Origin of the sequence: Stenotrophomonas oahuensis (assembly GCF_031834595.1) — a bacterium.
Lineage (GTDB): Bacteria > Pseudomonadota > Gammaproteobacteria > Xanthomonadales > Xanthomonadaceae > Stenotrophomonas > Stenotrophomonas oahuensis.
Genome location: NZ_CP115541.1, coordinates 3,868,575 through 3,887,185, shown reverse-complemented (window position 1 = coordinate 3,887,185; position 18,611 = coordinate 3,868,575). Strand labels below are relative to the sequence as shown.

General features: G+C 60.8%; 11 protein-coding genes and 1 pseudogene. 3 read left to right on the top strand and 9 right to left on the bottom strand.

Translation table 11 applies throughout. The annotated features are described in order from the left end of the window. Positions 1-105: 105 nt before the first annotated feature. From PDM29_RS17335 to PDM29_RS17325, 3 genes are read right to left on the bottom strand one after another with little or no spacing between them, the layout of a single operon-like run. On the bottom strand, positions 106-1,110 hold the full coding sequence (locus PDM29_RS17335; protein ID WP_311191289.1) for a DUF4917 family protein: 1,005 nt from the start codon (positions 1,108-1,110) through the stop codon (positions 106-108). Positions 1,111-1,149: 39 nt separating this feature from the next. Continuing rightward, positions 1,150-1,926 (bottom strand): hypothetical protein, encoded by a 777-nt coding sequence (locus PDM29_RS17330; protein ID WP_311191288.1) that lies wholly within the window; start codon positions 1,924-1,926, stop codon positions 1,150-1,152. 40 nt (positions 1,927-1,966) lie between these two features. Next, positions 1,967-2,731, bottom strand: a complete 765-nt coding sequence (locus tag PDM29_RS17325; protein WP_311191287.1) for a hypothetical protein — start codon at positions 2,729-2,731, stop codon at positions 1,967-1,969. Positions 2,732-2,783: 52 nt separating this feature from the next. Here PDM29_RS17325 and PDM29_RS17320 point away from each other — a divergent pair, with 52 nt between their 5' ends. Then, the gene (locus tag PDM29_RS17320) at positions 2,784-4,043 is read left to right on the top strand and encodes an IS256 family transposase (protein WP_311190592.1); all 1,260 of its coding nucleotides are present in this window, start codon (positions 2,784-2,786) and stop codon (positions 4,041-4,043) included. On the opposite strand, the gene PDM29_RS17315 is transcribed toward PDM29_RS17320, so the two are convergent. After that, the gene (locus PDM29_RS17315; protein ID WP_311191286.1) at positions 4,024-7,350 is read right to left on the bottom strand and encodes an nSTAND3 domain-containing NTPase; all 3,327 of its coding nucleotides are present in this window, start codon (positions 7,348-7,350) and stop codon (positions 4,024-4,026) included. The two genes, PDM29_RS17320 and PDM29_RS17315, sit on opposite strands and share 20 nt — an antisense overlap. A gap of 350 nt (positions 7,351-7,700) precedes the next feature. Here PDM29_RS17315 and PDM29_RS17310 point away from each other — a divergent pair, with 350 nt between their 5' ends. Together PDM29_RS17310 and PDM29_RS17305 are read left to right on the top strand one after the other, a co-directional pair. Then, positions 7,701-9,677 carry an ATP-dependent nuclease gene (locus PDM29_RS17310; RefSeq protein WP_311191285.1) on the top strand — a complete coding sequence of 659 codons (1,977 nt, stop codon included), beginning with the start codon at positions 7,701-7,703 and terminating at the stop codon, positions 9,675-9,677. After that, the gene (locus PDM29_RS17305) at positions 9,674-11,410 is read left to right on the top strand and encodes a UvrD-helicase domain-containing protein (RefSeq protein WP_311191284.1); all 1,737 of its coding nucleotides are present in this window, start codon (positions 9,674-9,676) and stop codon (positions 11,408-11,410) included. The genes PDM29_RS17310 and PDM29_RS17305 overlap by 4 nt, the downstream gene beginning before the upstream one ends. A 54-nt stretch (positions 11,411-11,464) precedes the next feature. Here PDM29_RS17305 and PDM29_RS17300 read toward each other — a convergent pair. The 5 genes and pseudogenes from PDM29_RS17300 to PDM29_RS17280 form a co-directional block, all read right to left on the bottom strand. Continuing rightward, positions 11,465-12,341 (bottom strand): annotated as a pseudogene (locus tag PDM29_RS17300) (site-specific integrase); the annotation flags it as partial. Between the two features lie 445 nt (positions 12,342-12,786). Next, positions 12,787-12,987 carry an antitoxin VbhA family protein gene (locus tag PDM29_RS17295; RefSeq protein WP_262246253.1) on the bottom strand — a complete coding sequence of 67 codons (201 nt, stop codon included), beginning with the start codon at positions 12,985-12,987 and terminating at the stop codon, positions 12,787-12,789. Positions 12,988-13,180: 193 nt separating this feature from the next. After that, a complete protein-coding gene (locus PDM29_RS17290) occupies positions 13,181-16,372 on the bottom strand; it encodes an efflux RND transporter permease subunit (protein ID WP_311191283.1) in 3,192 nt (1,063 codons plus the stop codon). 8 nt (positions 16,373-16,380) lie between these two features. Further along, a complete protein-coding gene (locus PDM29_RS17285) occupies positions 16,381-17,328 on the bottom strand; it encodes an efflux RND transporter periplasmic adaptor subunit (RefSeq protein ID WP_311191282.1) in 948 nt (315 codons plus the stop codon). Continuing rightward, positions 17,325-18,605: a TolC family protein gene (locus PDM29_RS17280; RefSeq protein WP_425508758.1), complete on the bottom strand. Its 1,281-nt coding sequence runs from the start codon at positions 18,603-18,605 to the stop codon at positions 17,325-17,327. The genes PDM29_RS17285 and PDM29_RS17280 overlap by 4 nt, the downstream gene beginning before the upstream one ends. Between the last annotated feature and the right edge of the window lie 6 nt (positions 18,606-18,611).

Here is an 18,611-nt window from a genome sequence, read left to right as displayed (position 1 = left end):
TATCGCTCGCTCCCTTGGGGCCGTTGGAGCAGTGATCTCACTTGGCACATGTCCTGGCGCTGCGCGTCACGTTTGGCCTGATACCGCGCCGTAGGGGCAGAGTAGCTAACTGGCCGGATGAATCCAGCAACCGGGACTCTCGCTGTCGAAGAAATCAACCTCGACATGCACTCCTAATTCGTCATGGATCGTCTGGAAGACACGATTGCAGTACGCCTGATCCCCGCGAAACACTGATACCGCCACACGATTGATACCCGTGTCTTTCATGCGTTTCAAGAGATGAATGTCTTGTTCGGCGAAGCCCCAGCCATAGACGACCAGTGTGTCCCGCTGAGATTTTAGGACTTCTCTGTAGACCGTGGAGAGGTAGTAGCTATTCTGGATGGAAGAAACTTTCTGCGACCACGTTCCCTCGCTCACGAACAAAGGCACAACTTCTCCGTTTTGCCAGCGTTGCAGAACCGCTTCCAGTAGTCCGTCCTGAAGGTTGTGAATCTTGCACTCCTGCTCGAGCAAGTTTCGGCATAATGCTAGGCTCCCATGCGCATAGAACACCAGTGAGGTTGAACGATGTCCTCGGATTGGCCGCCTGAATCGCTGCCAGTCATCATCGAATGCACCCGCCCCAACAAAGCAGTCTTTAAAAGCATGCTGGTCGTCGATGTCCAAGCCGTAGGTCATTGCCCAGTACACCACCAGATCGTAGTTGAGCGAGATAACGGTTCTGAACCTCTTCAGGAATTGATAGATGCTCGGCAGGTGTGCGCTTACCGCACGGTGTTCCGGGTGAATGTCGCGAACTGTCCGGATAAGGCAGTCTCTAAGACCGACGTAGGCGGCATGGGTTCGCTGATCCGGGATTCGTAGCGAACGATTGACGTTCGAAGCCTGCCACACGATCCGAAGAACCAGCTCGAAGTCGTTGGTATGAAAGAAGTCGAACAAGCGCTGGGAATCCTCGGGGAGTAGGTTCCTCTCGGCGGCATGTTGGAGCAGCGAGCAGTAGGAGAAGCTCGGACTGACGGAAATGCTGGCGCCATTGCCAAGCAGAACTGTGCAGCCGTAGTTATTCGCAATCGCGCCCCAAGGCCTGATCTCAAACGGCATGTCGGCTATCCTTGCGCATTTAGGTCGGGATGATCAAGACTACTGACTTCGCATGAGATGATTCTTCAGTAGGAACCAGCACATATTGAGCGCGAAAGAACGGCCAAGCCGCGTCATCTGATCTTCGGGGATTCCTACCGGACGGTGGGCACCAGGGCTGAGAAAGCCGAAGACGCCGGCCAGGCCTCTTTCCTCCTCTATGGTGATCTCGCCACTGCTGCGAAGGAACCCAAGCATCTCGCCCCATTTCGATGGGTTGTAAGCAGCGGGCATCTGCCGGTGCGAGGCAACATGGGCAGCGATGTCACCGGCCAAAGTTTCCAGCGCCACGCGGGCGTTCACAAGTGATGCGTTGTAGTCGGGCGGCGCTGCCCGGAATGCACCAGCCGAATCGTTGATCTTGGCAATGATCTCCTGCGCACGAGGCACCCCGGAGTTCCGTAACGCCGCGATCAGGTCATCCTCCAAGGGCGCAGCATCAGAAATCGACGGATCTGTCTGGATCAGCTTCTTGTCCTGAACGATGTAGCCGTCCAGTAGGAGGCATTGCGCCAGATCATGCTGGCGCTTGTCGAATCTATACTTCGGATTCACCCTGGCCCGCAGATCTCCAGTGGTTGCAACGACTTCAGCCAACGCCAGCATGAGCGTACGGTCGTCCAGGTCGCGCAGCCGGTTCAGCAGGCCAGACAACAGATTACCGTTCGATAGCGACAAATGCTGCGCGTCGTACTTCCCAAGGAGCACGATTGAAATCATCGGTTCCTGCAGTTCCAGGAACTGAGCGAGCGAATGGCGGGTTCTTTGTCCGATCATGCTGTCTCTCGAAAACCTCTGAAGGGCATACTTCGGTATATCAGGAGGATTCTTTCTCTTTACCAATGAAGAACAGAACTTCTGCCACGGTGAGCGCATCTCCAAGATCAGCAAGGGCGGAATCATCTAACGCATCTCTATGCGCGCCTGTCACCTTAGCTACTCCGATATGCCCGGCTGGCAGCAGGGCTGAGATTTTCTCTGCAACAAGTGGGTTACGCTCATGCATTAACCACACTACCAGCAAGAGAAGTACCCGTCTGCCTTGGTGCCCTGCCAGATTGCAACATGTATCGAATGCGTGACTCGCTTCGCCGCGCAACGCTAGGAGCAATGTCAATCGAGCAGCCACGAAAGGGGTCGTTCGGGATAGAAGATCAGCATCTAACCGGGCAATGAAGGTAGGGGAAGCTTGCTGCCAGTTGGACAGAAGCGCGCTCGCGGCGGCGCGACAAACCGGACTGGGTGCCGCCGCGGCGACGTCCAGCAATCGACTTCTGAACGCCTCATCGGCCTGACAAGCATTAATACTGAACAGGGCGAATCGCAGGTTGGCATCGCTGGTTTCCAAGGCGAGAATGTGCAATGCCTCGGAAGCATCTGCGGATAGTTGCCCCAGCTTGGACAGTGCTCCTGCTGCGGCTCGCGCTATTGGGAAGTGCCGATTGTCGCTGTCGTACATGGAGTCTGAAGACCACTTGTCGGTGACCAGATGGAGCAGTGCTGCAAGATGTTTCGGATGAGGTCGTGCATCGATTGCTTCCACGAGTGCGGTGCGGACGTAATGTCCCTTGTCGCTGGCCATGGGACTGTCAGGAATTTTGTGTTCGGGCATAACATGTTGAAAAGGATCATGTATGCCACCCAAGAAAATGACCGCCAAGGCCGCTGCCCGTCAGCTGCCTACCCTGCCTGCCGAGCTCGTTGAGCAGCTTGCCAACGGAGCGACGACCGCGGGCGAGATCCTGGACATCACCACAGCCCTGAAAAAGGCCTTGATTGAGCGGGCACTGAAGGGCGAGCTGGGCCATCACCTGGGGTACCCACCCGGAAGCGAGCGACCGGAATCGACCGGCAATCAGCGAAATGGAACGTCCAGCAAAACCGTTCTGACTGAGGATGGCCCCCTGCGACTGGACGTTCCCCGGGACCGGGATGGCAGCTTCCAGCCCATCCTGATTCCCAAGCACGAGCGGCGTTTCACTGGTTTTGACGACAAGATCGTCGCGATGTACGCGCGCGGAATGAGCGTCCGCGACATCCGCGCGTTTCTGTCTGAACAGTATGGAACAGACGTGTCGGCGGACTTCATCAGCTCGGTGACCGACGAGGTTCTGGAAGAGATTTCGGCGTGGCAGACGCGTCCGCTGGAGCTGATGTATCCGGTGGTGTTCTTTGATGCCCTGCGCGTCAAGGTGCGTGACGAGGGCGTAGTGCGCAACAAAGCGATCTATCTGGCATTAGGCGTTCTACCTGATGGAAGTCGCGACATCCTGGGCATCTGGATCGAGAACACAGAAGGGGCCAAGTTCTGGATGAAGGTCTTCAACGACCTCAAGACGCGCGGCGTGGAGGACGTACTGATAGCGGTGACCGATGGCCTTAAAGGCATGCCCGAGGCGCTGGCGGCGGTCTACCCAGCGACCACTCTCCAGACCTGCATCGTGCATCTCATCCGCAACAGCTTGGACTACGCCGGCTGGAAGGATCGAAGGGCTCTCGCAGCCGAGCTGAAGCCCATCTACCAGGCCATCAATGCAGAGTCCGCCGAACAGGCCCTGGAAGCGCTGGAGGCCTCGCCGCTGGGCAAACGCTACCCCTCGGCGCCCCAGGCATGGCGACGGTCATGGGACCGCGTCATACCCTTCTTCGCGTTTCCACCTGAGATCCGTCGTGTCATCTACACCACCAACGCCATCGAGAGCGTTAATGCGCAGCTGCGGAAGGTCATCAAAACCCGAGGGCATTTTCCAACTGACGAGGCGGCGATCAAGCTGATCTGGCTGGGGCTGCGCAACATCACGGCCAACTGGGGAGGCACCAGCCACGGCTGGAAGAACGCGATGAACCAATTTGCCGTACTTTACGGGGACCGATTTATCCGGAGCCCGTACTAAGAAGCCGGGCTGTCACAGGGCAGCCCACGTCGCCCGAACACAAAAATACGGACACTCTCCTGGCCATTGCCAGGATGGAGTTCGGCAACGGCTCCGGCACTGCAGCGGTTATCGCGGTGAGGGCATGTGCGCGAACCCTGGCGAACCTGTGCTTGAGCCCGGCTTGAACCTGATCCGTCAAGCCACGGCGAGCAGCCGCATCTATTGCGGCGGAGGCGTCGGTGTCCTCATCCGCGTGGGTCAACATCCAACGGATGTCGTCATCAATAGGCAAAGGTACGTGGCGGTCGACAGCGATGCGGAATCGGCGCAACACCACGCTGCCACCGGTGATTCCGACGAGTAGTTTCAATGTCTCTCGCGATAACGAGGGAGGTCGGCCGAGCTTGACGGCGACCGAAGCCAGAGCGATTTCAGCGAGAGGGGCTGAAAGTATCGCCAAGTCGGCCTCGACCGAAGCTAACCGCGCGTCGCTGCCCTTGCGGTTTGCCTCGCGGTGCAGCAACTCGCCAAGTTCGAGCGCGATGCCGGTCGTGCGCAGATGATCCTTTTTACCTTCGAGCATCCGGACAAGGTCGAGGAGAGCATGCGGCGCGTGCTCGATCAGGCAGGTAATTGCGGCGCAGCGGGTGCCGTACTCGGCGTCACCGTCGCGGACACGCTCGATCAGTCGCGGAAGGTAGGTCGAATCCCAGCGTTGCAGAATGATCTGCCAGAGCAGATCCTCATGCTCGTGGGTGTACGCGGCGTCGAACACGGCTTCCAACTCATCGCCGTTCTTGATCGAGTCGTTGGGCTCGTTTGCAATTTCACGCAACCAATTGAACAGCAGTCGGTGGCGATGGCGGTGTACAGACAGCCTGCGCCAGTCGCCCGTGAGTCGGACCTTTCTCACGTAAGTGGCGATAAATTCACCAGCGGTGAACCCATCATCGTCGTTGCTCAGGTAGTCAACATAGTCCTCGTTGTATTCGCCATTGATGATGGCCAAGCTCTGCTCTTCGTAACGCTTCCGATCTTCGTCCGTAGGCGTTCGAACAGCGATTGCTATATCGATGATCGTTTCGAATGATTCGATGTCCTCCAGCGCGCCTGCTGCAATGGCGTCGTCGGTGTCCACAAAGCCGTAGTGCACGATTTTCCTCGCGGCATCGAGGAAGGCGTCCGTTAGACCTGGCGTGAGGGTCTGCAGATGTCGGTGGAGATTGGCTGGATAGTGGATACGGATGCTGGGCAGGACATCCCGCACGAAAGCCTCGAGGATCGGTCTGGTTTCCGGTGCCGAACACATGCGCGCATACCAGGCGTCGTCACGCTCGGGCGAGACCCAGAGCATCAGCGCCTCGAAGCTGTTGTCCGGTCGATGGAAGAGGTATCGCGCCAGTTCGGCGACGATGCTGTTCGCCGATCCGGCAGCCTCGGCGAGACGCAGATGTGCTTCTAGCTCCTTGCCGACCTTGGGGATTTCGCTTATCAGCCAGGCGTCAATGCCTGCCTGTGCAACCGTGGAGAGCGACGGCCGCAAGGCGTCGGGCAATCGCTGCATTCCTGCCAGGATACGGGCTGCCGTACGGGCACCCCAGCCGGGATTCGGACTGTCGACCGCCATCAATGCGTCGACCAAGTGACACAGGGAGTCACGGACGACCGAGGCTGGCTCATGCCGGAGTACCTGCTCGATACCGGATTCCACTCGAGGGTGATAGTAGGTCACTGTGTCTTCGACTTGACGCAGGTTCCGCGCGGCGACAAAGAAGCCGATTAGTGGCGAGAGCTCCTCAGCCTGAGCACGGTCGCGCTGCATGAGGGCGTCCTCGATCGGCCGCAAGGCCCGCAGGGAGATTTTGCCATTGGCCTTGAGCAACGCCCAGAGGGCGACTGCGGCGCGCGTACCTTTACGTTGCCCGATCTGCTCGATGACCGTCCTTTCAATGGAGTCTTTGTGCGCTCGCCCGATCGCCAGAGTAATGAAGCGGTCCGGCGAACGCGTCAACTGGCGATCGAGAACGGGCAGGGCGTCGAAGAACTTCTGGATTTCCAGCGGAGTCGCAAGCTCCGACAGCACCTTGTCTTCAGCTCGGGCGGCCATCCCCTGGAGCTCCCGGGGTAGAGCCCGGATCCGCGAGCGATACAGACGCTCACGTTCCTGCGGACCGTAGTGCTCCGCTTCCAGTTCGACGACCCAAGGGCGGAGGCTGTCGAGTGCACGACTCTCTCGGGCGACATCCCGCCTGGACGCTGCGACGATCAACTTGTTGGCGTTGGCGCCCCCCAAGTACTTGGCAAGATCCTCGTTCCACGGACGGCTGTTGGGATCGAAGTCGTAGCGCCCCCAAGGGTCCTCAATGTCATAGAACACAGGCAGATGGGTCTCGTCGCCGGCAAGCTGGTGGGGACCTTGGGTGATAGCCACGTAAGCTAGCCCGGGAGTGGTTTCGCGAAGCTTCTCATACAGCTTCCGCGCAGCCATCGTTTTGCCGGTTCCGGACTGCCCAACGATGAGCACGGCGTGGCGCTCGGCCATCGCGGTTACGAGCTGCCTCCACTGGCTGGGATAGACGTAGTCGTCAAGTTCCGGCGAGCTGGCGATGTAACCCTGGTGGGCGCGAATGGCCTCTGCTAGGTCAGCCTGGCACCATTGTCCTCCCGCTACACCGCAAATGCGTTGGCGTGCCTGTTCGCGCAGATCGTGATGGCATTGGCGCCAGTATGCGTTCGGGACGCGAAAAGTATCCGTCAACAGCTCTCGGATGCGTGAGTCCAGCCGCTCGCGATCCACCTTATCGATCACAGCGACCCGGCCGGCGCCCCTTGGGGGGAGCGCGCGGCCGATCGAAGTTGGCATGCTTGGGGGGGAAGGCCAAACGCCTGCGCGGTGAACAACTAGGCCGCGAGCTTTGCCGTTGACGCCGGCACTAGTGACCAGCAGGTATCGGATCTTGGGGTCCGCCAGTCGATCGATAGCTGGTATCCGTCGCTCGCCTCCGTGCCTGAGCAACGCGAGCACGCCTCTGACGGTCCAAGCATCGCCTGTCCTGAGCTTGGCTTGGACTACCAGTCGATAGCCATCTATCGCCATCGTCCCGGTCACGCTTCCCGAGTCATCCTCCTTCACATCGGCTTCCAGGTCCTCTTGGGTGCTAGGTTCCAGGGTGATTTCCTGGGTAAGCTTGCTAGCGAGCATCAGATCGAGGGCCAGCCAGACCGAGACGTCGATCTGGTACTCGTATCCGGCCAGCGCGTCCGTGCCCGCGCCGCCCGCTTTTTGCGGACTATCAGGGGAATCCTGTGCTGAAAGCTGGCTCATGCTATCTTTTGGCTGTTAAATTCGATCTCAAATATAAATGAGACTATAGCGCGCAAAGGGATAGGGATGTCTATCGGGGAAAGATGAGGATAGCGCCTGAAAACGTTCATCGTTGCTTAAAAAATGTTGGGGGCGGGCTTCCTCTTGCTGGTGAGCTGGAAGTGAGTCTAGGCGCACCATATCGCTGCCCAGTGGATCCAATGCGGCAGCGAGCCTGATTGAATCGGTTCTGTGCCGACAGGCAGTTCCTGCCCTTGGTCCCTGATAGCCGGCTCCTGTAGCACTATGGTCAGACCACGCTCGCCATATACTATCGCTTGAACCCGTGGGGAGTTCTCGAAGGAGCGGTGATGTATCTGGAGAAGTTGGTGTTGAGCGGCTTTCGCTCTTTCGAGAAGGCGGAGATACCGCTTTGCAAGGATCTGACTCTGTTCGTCGGCGAGAACAATGGCGGCAAGAGCAATGCGATCGACGCGATCAGATTGCTAACAGCGCCCCTCAGCGGCCGACGCGATATCTACTCCGAGCCTACTGATATCCGCTTTGGCAGCGCGGTTCGTTCCTTTGATATTTCGGCCACATTCACTGAGCTCAGTGCGGGACAGAAGGGGCGGCTAATCACCGCCGCGACCGACCCTCAGATCAGTGGTTGCTCCTTCGGGCTACGCTATGAGGAAGTGGCGCAGCGTATTCCAGGTAGGGTAATCGCCTGGGCTGGTCAACATAGGGGCGTTGCCGAGCCTGGCGCTCATGAGACGGTGCGGCATATATATCTTCCGGCTCTGCGCGACGCCAAGCGTGCGCTTGCCTCAGGTAACTCCACGCGCATCTATGCCTTGTTAAAGCACTTTTTGGGAGACATCACCCAAGAAGAATTGGCCGCCACCTTGCGCAGAACCCAGAACGACCCTGTCTTGGACAAGGTCGGGCAGGCGGTGGGCTCGGGCTTGGGCATACTAACCAGTGGCGTGCGTAAGCAGGGTGCCTCGTTGGGGTTCTCTCCCGAGGAGAAGCTCATCGATATTGCCCGGGAGCTTCGCTTCAAGATGTCCGATCACGACATCGAGCCAGAAGACCTGCGCTACTCCGGCCACGGCTACGCCAACCTGCTCTACATGGCGACCATCGCCGTCGAGCTTGAGAGGGTCGACGAGGCAGATCTCACGCTGTTTTTGGTCGAGGAGCCGGAGGCGCACCTACACCCGCAGCTTCAGGCCGCTGTGCTGAACTTCCTGGAGGAGCAGGCCGCCAAGTCGCGCGAGAAGGAGCGCGACCCGAACCAATTCGCGGGGGAGCTGCAGGTTGTTGTAGCGACGCACTCCCCCAATCTTTCGGCATGGGTGGCCAACAAGCAGGCGGTCTTCTTCCGCTCCATCGTCCCGGAAGCCCAAGCTGCACAGGAGTTGAAAGGCGAGGAGGGCGAGGAGGGCGAGGAGGGCGAGGACAGCATGCGCGCCTTGGCGGGCGGCCCGATGGGGTCCGCTAAGGAATTTGCAGCACCTGAGTCGCGTGATGAAACTCTAACCGAAGACGAGAGCATGGCAACCCTGTCGGGCGTTACTGCTCCTATCCTCCCTGAAATAGAGCCCAATGCGGTGCTCTCTTCCTCCAGAATCAGGCGTCAGACCCGAGTCATTCCCTTGGCCAAGCTCGCGCTTGAGGATGATGAGCGGCGCAAAGTCGATCGCTATCTGGATGTCACCAAATCTGCGCTCCTCTTTGGAGGGCGCGTGTTGCTCGTGGAAGGTATTGCCGAAGCACTCCTGCTACCCGTGATTGCCAAGCTATTTGTGCTGAAAAACCAGTCCGAGCGGTTGCGCCTATTCCGCTCTGCGGTCTTCGTTCCAATTGATGGCGTGGACTTCACTCCTTATATCAAGCTGCTGCTTACCGCTTATGACGGCGTGCGGATAGCGGACCGTGTTGTGGTCATCACCGATGGGGATAAGGGCAAGGTTGGTTTTAGTGAGGTGCCGCCGGGCAAGAGGAGAAAGAAAGCGCTAGATGATCTCGCTCAAGAGCTTGGCGCCATGACAAAGCTTGACATTTTTGTTAACGAGTTCTCGCTGGAGCCTGAACTTGTGGCTACTGGGAACGGAGAGCTCATGAAGAAGATATTTCTCAAGCTTCATCCCCAGTCCGAAAGTAAGTGGGATGCCGCGGTGGCGCTGTCTGGGGATGACCAGGCCAAGGAGATACAGAAAATCTTCGATGACGTACGCAAGGGGGACTACGCGCAGCTGCTCGCCGACGCGCTTCAGAGGGACAACCAAGAATTCAAGGTCCCAGCTTATCTGACGAAAGCGATTTTGCGCCTGACCGAATGAGCACCTCCGCCTTCAATCCTACGCCGGAACAACAGGCAATCATCGAGCATGACGGCTCGGCCTTCATCGAAGCCTGTCCCGGGGCAGGAAAGACCCGGGTCATGGTGGAACGTGCACGTCGTGCTGTGTCGCAACAGCGAGAAGCGCCTGGTCGTGGCCTCGCATTCTTGTCCTTCACAGAAGCGGCCGTGTCAGAGCTTGAGGCTCGCCTGTATCGGGAGGGGGTCGTTCAGAAGCCGGCATTCCCCCACTTCATCGGGACCTTCGACAGCTTCCTCTGGAAGTTCCTCATCGCGCCCTTTGGCGCTCCATGCGAACGGAGTCCAGCGCGTCTCATCCCTGATAAGAAGTACCTGGAGATCGCGCCTCCAAATGTTGCACGCACACTGCCACTTGAATGCTTCGATCGGGTTAACGGCAGGGCGATAGAGGAAGAGCTTAAGGAACGAGGCTTCGATCGAAGTGCAAAGAGCTATGAAACTATCGCAAAAGCCCTTCGGGCCAGCCTGCTTGAGCAAGGCCATTTGGACTTTGAGGATGCGCGAGAACTCGCGCTGAACCGCCTGAAAGACCCCCCTCGATCACAAGTATTGGCCACAGCCTTCGCGGCGCGCTTCACAGAGATCATAGTTGATGAGGCTCAGGACTGTAATGCGCTGGATCTGGAGATTATCGATTGGATGCGCGGGAGCGGGATCACAGTGAAGGTCATCTGTGATCCCAATCAAGCAATCTATGGATTTCGTGGCGGGGTAGGTGCGGAACTTGCTCGCTTTGGGGAGAGCTTTCCTCCAAGCGAGCGCCTTCCGATGACGGGTAACTTCCGATCCGGGAAGAACATCGCAAAAAGTATCTTAGCTTTGCGTGCACCTAGTATGCGCGGAAATGAGGATGAAGCCCTGGGGGAGTACCGGCATGAGCCAAGCCCTGTTCATGTCTTGGCCTATGGAGGAAATGGCGTCCCACGCAGCGTGGGCGTAAAATTTGGAGAGCTTGTAGAGGCGCTTGATCTGAATCCAGCCAACTGTCCGATCGTCGCCTCAACGCTGCCATCGGCCTGCAAGGCTGCTGGCGTTGTCTCTGCTAGCAAAGACGGTGCGCTTAGTGTGCGCTTGGCGACAACCGTTCATACCTACCATGCGGCATCCGACATGCGGGTCAAGAAGGATGCGCTCGTTGGATTCCACAAGATTCAGTTGGAACTCGCGGATGAGCTGACTGACAAAACCTATCAGCAATACCTGCTGGAGCACGAGATCGAACCAGATCACTGGCGCCCCAGAGCCATCGCAATGCTCGATGCGATGCGCTTTGATAGAAGCAGGCACTCTTCCGCCAGCGAATGGCTCAGGCAAGCCAAAACGCTCCTCGACCCGCTTCGCAAACCGGACGCAAGCCGATCCATCAGCCGGAGGCTTCCAGACAAGGAAGAACTTGGAAAGGTCTTCACTGAAACCGATGGCTTGCGCCAGCCTGCACATACGATTCATGCGGTGAAGGGTTTGGAGTTCGATGCTATCTGCGTCGTGATGACCTCCAGGCACGCGGGGAGCATCATCGACTTCCTGTCCTCGCCCCCCGGCGGTGAGGACAACGAGAGCGCGCGTAAGATCTATGTGGGCGCGTCCCGTGCCCGTAGATTGCTCTCAATCGCGGCTCCAAAGAGTCAGGCCGAGCGGCTAAGGGAACTTCTGCTAGGGACTGGGGCAGACGTTGAGCTGACTCGTGTGTAGCGCGGTCTCCATTCTTCAGAGTTGTTATCAGGGTAGCAACGGTATTTTCGGCGATCAGTCTTCGAGCAGACGAGCGGCACGATTCGCAGCGACGCTGCCGGTTTGGAAATACCCTACGACACTCGGCACCGACCGACGCACGGTCAGTTGCATGATCGCCGGCAGCGCCAGCCTTAGCGACTGGCCTCGGTCACGAACCCATACCTAAGGCTGTGCCCATCGAAATCCCCCTCTAACCTGGCCAAGCGTGTGCGCCTTTGCACGATCTCGCCGACGGCGGCCGTGGACAGGGCAAGGCCCGCGCGCTTTTTCCACAGCCGCCGAAAGATCGCTCCCTCGATGATCCCAGTGGCGAACAACCAGTCCTGCAAAGCAAGAGCAGCCCGATCCAGCACCGGCTTGTCCGGCGTCGACCTGACCGTAGCGCCAGCCTGCTGCGTCTTGCTGTGCTCCAGCCGGTAGATGTAGCCCGCCTCGCCAATGCGGCGCAGGTCCGCGGCGGCGATCTCGCTACGGTGGCGTCCACCACTGGCAAAGCCAAAGCAGAGTAGGGCACGGTAACGCAGTCCATTCAAGTGCCATCACAAGTCGCCAGCATGGCCTCGAGCTCGACGCGCGTGATGGCGGTCTTCGTGGTCGGCCGCTCACCGCGCTTGACTGACGCTCGGCGGGCACGGCTCAACAGCGTCCTGATACTGAACAGCTCCCACGGATTGGTCAGTCGCTTGAGTTTGTGGGCCGCAGACAGCACGGCCACGCGCTGTACCACGGTCGACAGCTTCAACGGCCCGACCTTGGCCTTGAGGCCGGCGGCCACCAACGCCTGGTCAATCGTCGGCGGCAGTTCGCTGACTAGGCCGGTCTTGCCTTTGCGCTGGATGTGGTTGACCAGGAACTGGATCACCACGACCTCGCGCGCAGGCAGCACCAGGAACATCCGCAGCGTGTGGTCAGATGGCTTGCGCTGTGGGGAAGAGCGTACCGACCAACGGTCGGTACCTACCGGGAAGCGTCCGTGCGGGTCGTTCGGGGGACGGGTTCCGTCCCAGACTCAGGCAACAGAAAAACAGGTCGGAGAAGGTCCCAGTGTCGGTAACAGCCCAATAGCGCATTTCGCATTCTTGGTACAAATGCATTGTGTTGCGCTCGCCTCAGGCCGGGAATCGCGGTAATTTCTTCCCAACAGAGCGAAAAGCCCGTTGCGTGTTACGCGTGCCCCGAAGTGTTGCGTGCGCACCTATGCCTAAACGCAACACCCGGCGCTGCCTCTTCCTTTGGCCCTATCGCAACTGTTGCGCCCTAGCTGACCATGGACTGCACGATTTGGCGCCATGAATTGCGGAACTTGGCCGACAAGCTCGGCCAAAATTCTCCGACTATTTGCGCCCAGGCTCCTTCTCTGGTGCCATTTCATCCCGAATTCGCGCCGAAACCAGATCGAGCAGACTCCCAGAGATCAATCCCTCAATGGCCGCCGCGTAGAGATCATCATCCTTCGTTGAAACGGGCAAGCCTTCCAATCGGAGCGAAGCGGTCGCTTCGACGAACGCCTGTTGGCGCTGAGCTTTGCTGGTCATGGTCGCCCCCGTTCTCTGGCTCAATTGTAGCCGAACCGGCCCTTTACACCGCACCTTCGCACGGGTGATGCGGCCCGCATCACCGCGCAGCCGAAATACTATGCGGTCATGACCCGGGCGCGGCAGAACGTAGCGTTTGTGTATGCCGACGCGTGTACGCTGCCGGAACGATTCTTTTCCAGGTTGATCTCTCTCATAGCAGCTTGGACTCCGCGGCGCTGCGGTCGCCGCTGCGTTCGCGATGCAACCAACGGTATAGCACCGGCAGCACCAACAAGGTCAATGCAGTGGAGGACACGATACCGCCGATGACGACCGTGGCCAGCGGTCGCTGTACTTCTGAGCCGGCGCCTACGTTCAAGGCCATGGGCAGGAACCCGAGCGAAGCCACCAGGGCAGTCATCAGCACCGGCCGTAGGCGGCCAAGGGCACCGTCCCGCACAGCGTTGTCCAGCGGATCTCCCTGCTCACGCAGGCGGCGGATGAAGGCAATCATGACCAACCCGTTGAGCACAGCCACACCCGACAGCGCGATGAAGCCGACACCGGCCGAGATCGACAACGGAATCCCGCGCAGAGCCAGGGCGAGCACCCCGCCAGTCAGCGCCAGTGGCACGCCACTGAACACGATAGCCGCATCCTTGGCCGAGCCGAAGGCCATGAACAGCAGTGCGAAGATCAACGCCAATGTCACCGGAACAACCAGACCCAGACGTTGGCTGGCCGAAATCAGCTGCTCGAAGGTGCCGCCGTAATCGATCCAGTACCCCTCCGGAAGCTTCACATCCTGGCCGATGCGTGTGCGCAACTCGCCGACGAACCCGCCCAGATCGCGCTCGCGCACGTTGGCGGTGATCACCACCCGACGTTTGCCATTCTCGCGATTGATCTGATTGGGTCCGCGCTCCACCTGGATCTTCGCCACTTCCCGCAGGGGAACCGTACGCGGCCCACCATTGGTGCCGGTCGCCAGGCGACTGGACTCGTCGAGGCTGGCGCTTTCTGGCAGCGGAATGGGCATATCTGCGAGCACAGCCGGGTCTTGCCGCAGCGATTCAGGCAAACGTACCACCAGGTCGAAGCGACGATCGCCCTCGATCAGCTGGCCAGCCACGCTGCCGCCGATGGCGGTGGCCACGGTTTCCTGCACGTCGCCCGGATTCAGGCCATACCGTGCCAATGCCGCCGGATCTGGCGTGATGGTGAGCAATGGCAGGCCGGTGACCTGTTCGGCCTTGACGTCCTCGGCTCCCGGGACGCTCCGCATCACCCGCTCGACCCGGCTGGCCAGACGCGTCAGCTGGTCGAGGTTGTCACCGTAGACCTTGACCGCAACGTCCGAGCGGACGCCAGAGATCAATTCGTTGGTGCGCATCTGGATGGGCTGGGTGAACTCGTAGTTGCTACCCGGGATCTCCTTCGCCGCCGCCTCCAGCTCTTCCACGAGCTCGGCCTTGGGCTTGCGCGGGTCGGGCCATTGGTCACGGGGCTTGAGCATCAGAAAGGTATCGGCCATGGAGGGGGGCATCGGGTCGGTGGCCACCTCGGCGGTGCCGATCTTGGAGAAGATGTTGGCAACCTCTGGGAACTGGGCCAAGCGCTTCTCCAGCGTTTCCTGCATGACCACCGACTGCTCCAGGCTGGTGCCGGGGATACGCATGGGCTGCAAGGTGATGTCGCCTTCATCCAAGCTCGGCACGAACTCCGAGCCCAAACGGGTGGCCAGCACGCCACACCCCACCACCAGCACGGCCGCGCCTGCCAGGACCACGAACCGCCGACGCAGCGCCCACTCCAGCAACGGCGTGTAGCGTGCACGTGACCAGCGCATCAGGCGGTTGTCGTGCTCGGCCACACGGCCGCGCAGGAAGGTGGCAATCGCCGCCGGCACGAAGGTCAGCGACAACACCATGGCACCGGTCAGGGCCAATACCACCGTGATCGCCATCGGGTGGAACATTTTTCCTTCCACCCCGGACAGCGCAAAGATCGGCAAGTAGACAGCCGCGATGATGCCCAGACCAAACAGACTGGGGCGAATCACCTCCGCCGTGGCCGAGGCGGTCAGATCAAAACGCTCTTCGTCGTCGAGCTGGCGGCCCAGCGCGTGCTGCATGTCCCCGAACCGGCGCAGACAGTTCTCGATGATGATCACCGCCCCGTCCACGATCAGGCCGAAGTCCAGGGCGCCCAAGCTCATCAGGTTGCCCGACACGCCGCCACGCACCATTCCGATAATGGTGAACAGCATTGCCAACGGGATTACTGCCGCGGTGATCAACGAAGCCCGCACATTGCCCAGCAGCAGGAACAGCACCACCACCACCAGCAGCGCGCCTTCGATCAGGTTCTTGGACACCGTGCCGATGGTGCGATCCACCAGCGCTGTGCGGTCATAGACTGCCTTTGCATGCACGCCTGCGGGCAAGCTGGCGTTGGCGGCGTCCAGCTTGGCCGCGGCCGCCTGAGAGACTTCCCGGCTGTTGGCACCGAACAGCATGAAGGCGGTACCAACCACGACCTCATGGCCATTCTGGGTCGCCGCACCCGTACGCAGCTCCTTGCCTTCGCCTACGCTGGCGACGTCGCGCACGCGAATGGGCACGCCATCGCGCCGGTCCAGTACGATGGACCCAATCGCATCCAGATTGGCCAACTGGCCGGGCACGCGCACCAGAAATTGCTGGCCGTTGCGCTCGATGTAGCCGGCACCGATGTTCTGGTTATTGCGCATGACCGCTGCGACCACGTCGTTCAACGTGAAGCCCAACGCCACCAACTGGGCCGGATCCGGGGTGATGTGGATCTGCCGTTCAAAGCCGCCGATCGTGTTGACCTCGGTGACGCCAGGAGTGGTGCGCAGCTGCGGCCGGATCACCCAGTCCTGCAGGGTGCGCAGGTCCGTGGCCGTATACGGGGTGCCGTCGGGCTTACGGGCGTTGGGCTCAGCCTCCACGGTGTACATGAAGATCTCGCCCAGGCCGGTAGAGATGGGACCCATCTCCGGATCCAACCCTTCGGGCAGCTGGGAGGCGATCTGCTGTAGCCTCTCGGCGACCTGCTGGCGGGCAAAATACAAGTCGGTGCCGTCTTTGAAGACGACGGTGACCTGGGAGAGTCCGTAGCGCGACAGCGAGCGGCTGTAGTCCAGCTTTGGTAGCCCGGCCATGGCCGTTTCAATGGCGAAGGTCACTCGCTGCTCGGCCTCCAGCGGCGAGTAACCCGGGGCCTGGGTGTTGATCTGGACCTGGACGTTGGTGATGTCGGGCGTGGCGTCGATGGACAGGTGACGGTAGCTCCACACGCCCAGCGCAACTAGCGCAGCGGTGAGCACCAGCGTCAGCCAGCGGTGGCGGATGGACAGACCAATGAGGCGTTCGAGCATGGCGGGCCTCATTCCTCTTCCACGGTGGATTTTTCGATGTCGGCCTTGATCAGGAAGCTTTGGGCCACCACCACTCGTTCACCCGCCTTGAGCCCTTCCAGCACTTCGGCGCGTTCGGCGTCGCGGCGCCCCAGCTTGATCGGCCGGGTGTGGTACGTCTCGCCCTGCTGCACGTAGACAACGTCCTGGTCCTGTGCGGTCTGCAGGGCGGTGATCGGAACCACCAGCGACGCCGATTGGCGATCCACGGTGACCCGCGCCTTGACCGCTGAACCCGGCCGCCACAGGCCATCGGTATTAGCCACGGTGGCGCGGGCGATAGTGCTTTGGCTGGCAGTGGCGGTGCCGGGCAGGACGCGCTCCAATGTGGTCTGCGCCGTGACGCCATCGCTCAAGCGGGTGACCGTGACCGGCACGCCGGCGCCCATGTGCTGGGCGTCGGCGCCGAAGATGTGCAGGTCCACCCACAGCGTGGACAGGTCCGCGACCTCGAACAGCGGGGCGCCCTCAGCCGCCGACATGCCCACGGTGGCCTTACGCGCCATGACCACGCCATTGATCGGCGCGGTGACGGTGTAGTTGGTCAGGCTGAGGTTGCTCTCCACTGTCGCGAGCACTTGGCCGGTGCGTACCTGGTCACCCACGCCCACTCGCACGGATCGGACCGGTCCGGGGAAACGTGCAGTGACCTGCGCGATGCGCCCATCGATTGGGGTCAACAGCCCTTGCACTTCATGCTCATCGGCAATCTCACCGGACCCAGCCGGCGCGACCTGGATTCCCGCCGCCTGCGCAGCTTTGGCCGCGATCTCGGTTTCCAGCGGTGCTTCCTCGTGCTCGCCGTGCTCCTCGCCCTCAGCGGCGTGGCCTCCTTCGGATGCTTCGTTGGGGGTCGACGCGTTGCAGGCCGCCAGCATCAGGGCCATGCCCAGTGCGGTCCAGAAAAAGCGATTCATGGGGTCTCTCCAGTGGAAGCGGCAGCCAGCGGCGTGACAAGCGCCTGGCCGGTCAGTCGTTGAATTTCGATCAGGGCGCGCTGCGCATCCAAGGCTACGTCCAGTTGTTGCTGGGCCATGGCGGTGCGTTCGGACTGCAACTGTGCCCATTCCAGGTAACTGATAGCACCGGCGCGGTAGGCGCGCTCAGCGGCTTGCTCGGCTCGGGCCAGCTTCGGCAACACGTCGCTGTGCAGGCGCGCCACCTCGGCCTGTGCCACGGTGTAGCGGCCATGGGCCTCGACCAGCGTGGAGTACAACGACAGACCCTTGGCCTCGCGCTCGATCGTCAGGACCTCCAACTCGGCCTCGCCGGCGCGAATCTCTGGCTGTGCGCGGCTGCGGCTGCCCAGGGGCATGGATAGGCTGGCGACCAGCGCGGTGTCGTCGGTCTCCTGTAGTCGGCGGACACCGAGCTGCCAGGACAAGTCCGGCGAGGCCGCTGAACGAGCGAGTTGCAGTCGTGCCTGCGCGATCCGGCGGGCGTCGGCAAACTGCGCCAATTCCGGAGTCCGCTCCAGCTCATCGGCCAGCGTCTGCATGGAGTCGATCGCCGGCAGGGCCATCGGATCGGCCGGGGTCACTTCGAAGGTGGGAGTACGTTCGCCCCACAGGGCGGCCAGATGCTGACGGGCGGCGAGTCGCTGTTGCTCGGCCCGATCACGCGTCAGCTCGGCCCGCGCAAGCGCTGCCTGCGCGGTGAGCAGCACCGACTCCGGTGAAGCGCCGGCCTGCAGGCGCTGCCTGGCGGCGGCCACGGTTCGCTGGCGCTGGCCAACATCCATGTCCGCCAGGCTGCGTTGTCGGTCAGCACCAACGACAGCCAAATAGCGCTGCGCCGTCTCGGCTAGCAAGTCCAGGCGCCCGGTCTCGCGCTGCACGGCCAGCGCATCAATCCGGCTTTGTGCCAAGGTACGGCGGGCGTCGAGCTTGCCGCCGCGCTCTAGAACCGAGCTCAGGCTCAAGGTCAACTCGGCGCTGTCCAGGCCACGGGATGCGCCAGTACCTAACGCATTTTCGACCTCGGCACCGAGTGTCCACGGTGGGCGCTGCGCAGCCTGATCGCGCTCGGCAGTGAGAACGGTGGCTCGCGCATCGACTAGGCGCAGCTTGGGGTGGGTTTGGGCCACACGCGCGAACGCGTCGTCCAAGGTCATCAACTCGGCTGCCGCCGTCGGCGGCGTCATCGCGACGCCAAACAGCAGACATGCGGCCATTGCCGCCAATCGCAAATGCATGGAAGT

What these genes read in the sequence shown, in the direction of transcription:
- PDM29_RS17305 (WP_311191284.1), top strand. Translation starts at nt 9,674, where the DNA reads ATGAGCACCTCCGCCTTCAATCCTACGCCGGAACAACAGGCAATCATC.
- PDM29_RS17310 (WP_311191285.1), top strand. Translation starts at nt 7,701, where the DNA reads ATGTATCTGGAGAAGTTGGTGTTGAGCGGCTTTCGCTCTTTCGAGAAG.
- PDM29_RS17325 (WP_311191287.1), bottom strand. Translation starts at nt 2,731, where the DNA reads ATGGCCAGCGACAAGGGACATTACGTCCGCACCGCACTCGTGGAAGCA.
- PDM29_RS17335 (WP_311191289.1), bottom strand. Translation starts at nt 1,110, where the DNA reads ATGCCGTTTGAGATCAGGCCTTGGGGCGCGATTGCGAATAACTACGGC.
- PDM29_RS17280 (WP_425508758.1), bottom strand. Translation starts at nt 18,605, where the DNA reads ATGCATTTGCGATTGGCGGCAATGGCCGCATGTCTGCTGTTTGGCGTC.
- PDM29_RS17290 (WP_311191283.1), bottom strand. Translation starts at nt 16,372, where the DNA reads ATGCTCGAACGCCTCATTGGTCTGTCCATCCGCCACCGCTGGCTGACG.
- PDM29_RS17315 (WP_311191286.1), bottom strand. Translation starts at nt 7,350, where the DNA reads ATGAGCCAGCTTTCAGCACAGGATTCCCCTGATAGTCCGCAAAAAGCG.
- PDM29_RS17285 (WP_311191282.1), bottom strand. Translation starts at nt 17,328, where the DNA reads ATGAATCGCTTTTTCTGGACCGCACTGGGCATGGCCCTGATGCTGGCG.
- PDM29_RS17330 (WP_311191288.1), bottom strand. Translation starts at nt 1,926, where the DNA reads ATGATCGGACAAAGAACCCGCCATTCGCTCGCTCAGTTCCTGGAACTG.
- PDM29_RS17320 (WP_311190592.1), top strand. Translation starts at nt 2,784, where the DNA reads ATGCCACCCAAGAAAATGACCGCCAAGGCCGCTGCCCGTCAGCTGCCT.
- PDM29_RS17295 (WP_262246253.1), bottom strand. Translation starts at nt 12,987, where the DNA reads ATGACCAGCAAAGCTCAGCGCCAACAGGCGTTCGTCGAAGCGACCGCT.